This is a genomic window from Moorena sp. SIO4A5 (genome assembly GCF_010672005.1).
Lineage (GTDB): Bacteria > Cyanobacteriota > Cyanobacteriia > Cyanobacteriales > Coleofasciculaceae > Moorena.
Genome location: NZ_JAAHHZ010000448.1, coordinates 1 through 3,930, shown reverse-complemented (window position 1 = coordinate 3,930; position 3,930 = coordinate 1). Strand labels below are relative to the sequence as shown.

Here is a 3,930-nt window from a genome sequence, read left to right as displayed (position 1 = left end):
TCCCTGCTGCCTAAAAAATTTTTAACAAAAATTCTAAAAATATGTTATAATATAGGTTTATTTTTATGTTATAATAAAATCACGTCATCAAACACTAGCAATGTTCCATGACAAAAGCCAGCCTAAGGATTTTCGACGGTCACAAGGCTGGCTTTAAATCCCTTATGAAAAGGACCTGATTTATTATGACTTATGCCAATCGCCTACATCCGTGGGCAATCGTTCGCCTGTTGCCCAAAATGCAACGAATTGTTGTTGGTCGTTACCGCAATCGCTCTGATGCTGAGGGGCATATGCAAGCTCTGAAACGGCTTATGCCTGATGCTAAATTCGTGATTATTTTTGATCTAGGTGATCTTATAGGTGAAGAATCTAGGGATGAGCGGGAATAGTTGAAGGTTGTAAGGTTGAAGGTTGAAGATTGAAGGTTGAAGGTTATTTGGTTGAAGGTTATTTGGTTGAAGGTTGAAGGTTGAAGGTTATTTGGTTGAAGGTTATTTGGTTGAAGGTTATTTGGTTGAAGGTTATTTGGTTGTCAGGTTGTGGCAGGATACGGGCAAGATGCCCGTTCCACCAACATGCCCGTTCCACTAAGATGCCTATTCCACCAACATGCCCTACTCCCTACTCCCTACTCCCTACTCCCTACTCCCTATTCCCGACTCCCGACTCCCGACTCCCGACTCCCGATTCCCTACTCCTCAACCATAGAGCGCCAATTCCCAGAAGGAATAAAACTCGCCCAATAAATGGGATGCTGATACTGTGGACTTCCTAGCATTTGTAACTGAACCCTTCGCAAAGCTTCAGAACGCCCTTGGTTATCCTTCAATCCTTGATAATAAGACACCATTAGATACTTCGTAGCCTCATCATTCACGTTCCACAAACTAATGACTTGGCTTTCTGACCCGGCAATTACCAACGCTCGACGCAATCCATATATTCCTTCGCCAGCACTGATATTGCCTAAACCTGTATCACAGGCTGATAACACCACTAGCTTTGTACCTGATAAATTTAATCCGGTTGCTTCTAAGGCTGTGAAGATGCCATCTTCTAAATCATTGTCTGGCTTGTTGTTCTTAATTCCTGCTAATGCTAACCATGACCAAAGTAAGGCATTATCCCCATTAGTCAACTCTTCCTTTTCAGGTCTGTTTTGGAAGAAACCATGGGTAGCGATATGTAGTATTCTGGGACGAGTAACCTGTTTCAATGCTGCTTCATTAGCTTGAGCACCCAACAAGGGCTCCACACCCAGCATCTTTGCGATCGCGTTTACTTCCTCAAGAGTACCCGGTAAAGGGGATAAGCTCAACTCTGAAGGATTAAAGTCACGTAAACTGCGGGTTGCTACTATCTGGTTTTCCTCCCCAAGGGCAGTAGTTTGAGCCGAATTATCAAAATCTGGTGCTCCCAAAAGTACTGGTTGGGTGAGCTTGCGATTAGGATTGGATAATCTCAGTAAATCCCTACCGGAGGTGAGATAGGTAAAACCATAGCTTTCTACTAAATACCGGTTGTCTTGATCTACTAAAGCTTCAAAAGGGATGAGGTTGAGGTAGCCGTCTGGAGACAGTAAAATCCTGCGGCTATTTCCCAACAAAGCACGGACTTTCGCCATCAGCTTCTGATCCAGATTGCGGGCTGCTTGTTTTAACTGAGGGATGCGAGTTTTTCGGTCTTGAAGGGATAATTCAAGTATCTCCCACAGAGGTTTCAAAGCATCTACTTCCCCTAAATCAATGCCTTGGGGTGCGCCTTGAGAACGGAGTACATAGGCGGCATAACGGGGATTACCCCAGCTACTCTTTTGGGGATTGAAGGGTTTGTACTCTACAAATTCTACCAGTGCCGTATCCAATGGAATGAGTTGTTGAATGGTTTCGATGGTGACTGGTTGATTGATTTGGGCAAATTCACGACTGCGCCGACTAATTTTTGCGACTAGTTCCTGTTCCTGATTAGTTAATTCATTGAGTTGATTACGATATTCTTCAAGGGAAAGCTTATCCGGTCGGTTGTAGGTGAGGTTAGCGAGTTGGGTGCGAGTATTGTTTAGTCGGTCTAGTAATTTTTGGCTTTGGAAATCTAAGCGTTTACGCAACAGTTGCTGACTATGGGTCAAGAAATCCAGTAAACGACCTTTGCGACGAAGTATAGTTGTTAACGCTAGACGAGCTGCTTTTTCATCATCAGGAGCTGAATTTAGGTGTAGAGAAATAGCTCTATCTCTTGTCCCAGAAATAGTTTTCATGTAGTCTCGTTTTTGCTTTTCAGCACCAGAAACGAGATTACGTTCTAGATTGAGTTCTTGGATATTTAATCCTGCTTCAAGAAACTCCAGAGCTTGCGGAATGTTTCCTTGACTGTGATGTAAAACAGCTAAATTATTGAGGTTTAATGCCACATCTGGGTGTTGGTTCCCCAGCAACCGTCTGTTCATCTCCAAAGCTTGGGTTAACAAGGGTTCCGCCTGTTGGTACCTTCCCATTGATTGGTAGAGTAAAGCCAGATTGTTGAGGCTTAATGCCACATCTGGGTGTTCCTCCCCCAGCAAAGGTCTATACATCTCCAAGGCTTGGGTTAACAAGGGTTCCGCCTGTTGGTACCTTCCCATTAATTGGTAGAGTGCCGCCAGATTATTGAGACTTTTTGCCACTAATGGGTGTTCTTTACCCAGTAACCGTCTCCACATCTCCAAAGCTTGGGTATACAAGGGTTCCGCCTGTTGGTATCTTCCCATTAATTGGTAGAGTAAAGCCAGATTATTTAGGCTTAATGCCACATCTGGGTGTTCTTTACCCAATAACCGTTTCCACATCTCCAAGGCTTGGGTTAACAAGGGTTCCGCCTGTTGGTACCTTCCCATGGATTGGTAGAGTGCCGCCAGATTATTGAGGCTTTTTGCCACAGAGGGGTGTTCCTGCCCCAGCAACCGTCTATACATCTCCAAGGATTGGGTATACAAGGGTTCCGCCTGTTGGTACCTTCCCATTAATTGGTAGAGTAAAGCCAGATTATTAAGGCTGCTTGCCACAGATGGGTGTTCTTTACCCAGTAACCTTCTCCACATCTCCAAAGCTTGGGTTAACAAGGGTTCCGCCTGCTCGTACCTTCCCATTAATTGGTAGAGTAAAGCCAGATTATTCAGGCTAGTTGCCACATCTGGGTGTTCTTTACCCAATAACCGTCTCCACATCTCCAAGGATTGGGTATACAAGGGTTCCGCCTGTTGGTACCTTCCCATGGATTGGTAGAGGAAAGCCAGATTATTGAGGCTAGTTGCCACAGAAGGGTGTTCGTTGCCCAGCAACCTTCTCATCATCTCCAAGGCTTGGGTTAACAAGGGTTCGGCTTCTGAGTACCTTCCCATGGATTCGTAGAGTCCCGCCAGATTATTGAGGCTGGTTGCCACATCAGGGTGTTCCTTGCCCAGCAACCGTCTCCTCATCTCCAAGGCTTCGGTTAACAAGGGTTCCGCCTGTTGGTACCTTCCCATGGAATAGTAGAGTGTCGCCAGATTATTCAGGCTTAATGCCACATCTGGGTGTTGGTTCCCCAGCAACCGTCTCGTCATCTCCAAGGCTTCGGTATACAAGGGTTCAGCCTGTTGGTATCTCCCCATTGATTTGTAGAGTAACCCCAGATTATTGAGGCTTTCTGCCACATCTGCGTGTTCTTCCCCAAGCACTTGCTGTCGAATTATCAAAGCTTCCTGGGCGAGGGGAATCGCTTCCGAATATTTCCCTTGCTCATTAAGATCAATAACTTGCTGATTCAGTTGCTTAGCTTTGGCGAGTTGTTCTTGTGCTGATTCCTGTTGTTGGGCAATAGTAGTTTCTCCCACTGTGGGCTGGGGCGTAATTAGTCCTACTGAGATCAAACTAACTAGAGCTGTTGCCCAAATTGTTGGCCGTTTTGGTT

Annotated in this window: 3 protein-coding genes; 2 read left to right on the top strand and 1 reads right to left on the bottom strand. The window is 45.3% G+C overall.

Annotated features, from left to right (window positions below):
• Nucleotides 1-185 precede the first annotated feature (185 nt).
• The gene (locus F6K57_RS38905; RefSeq protein WP_293039436.1) at nt 186-392 is read left to right on the top strand and encodes a hypothetical protein; all 207 of its coding nucleotides are present in this window, start codon (nt 186-188) and stop codon (nt 390-392) included.
• 150 nt (nt 393-542) lie between these two features.
• Complete coding sequence (locus F6K57_RS38900) at nt 543-749, top strand: hypothetical protein (protein WP_293074009.1); 207 nt, start codon at nt 543-545, stop codon at nt 747-749.
• Here the strand turns inward: F6K57_RS38900 and F6K57_RS38895 are convergent.
• Nucleotides 695-3,930: CHAT domain-containing tetratricopeptide repeat protein (locus F6K57_RS38895; protein ID WP_364305945.1), on the bottom strand; the 3,236-nt coding region annotated here is incomplete at its 5' end. The two genes, F6K57_RS38900 and F6K57_RS38895, sit on opposite strands and share 55 nt — an antisense overlap.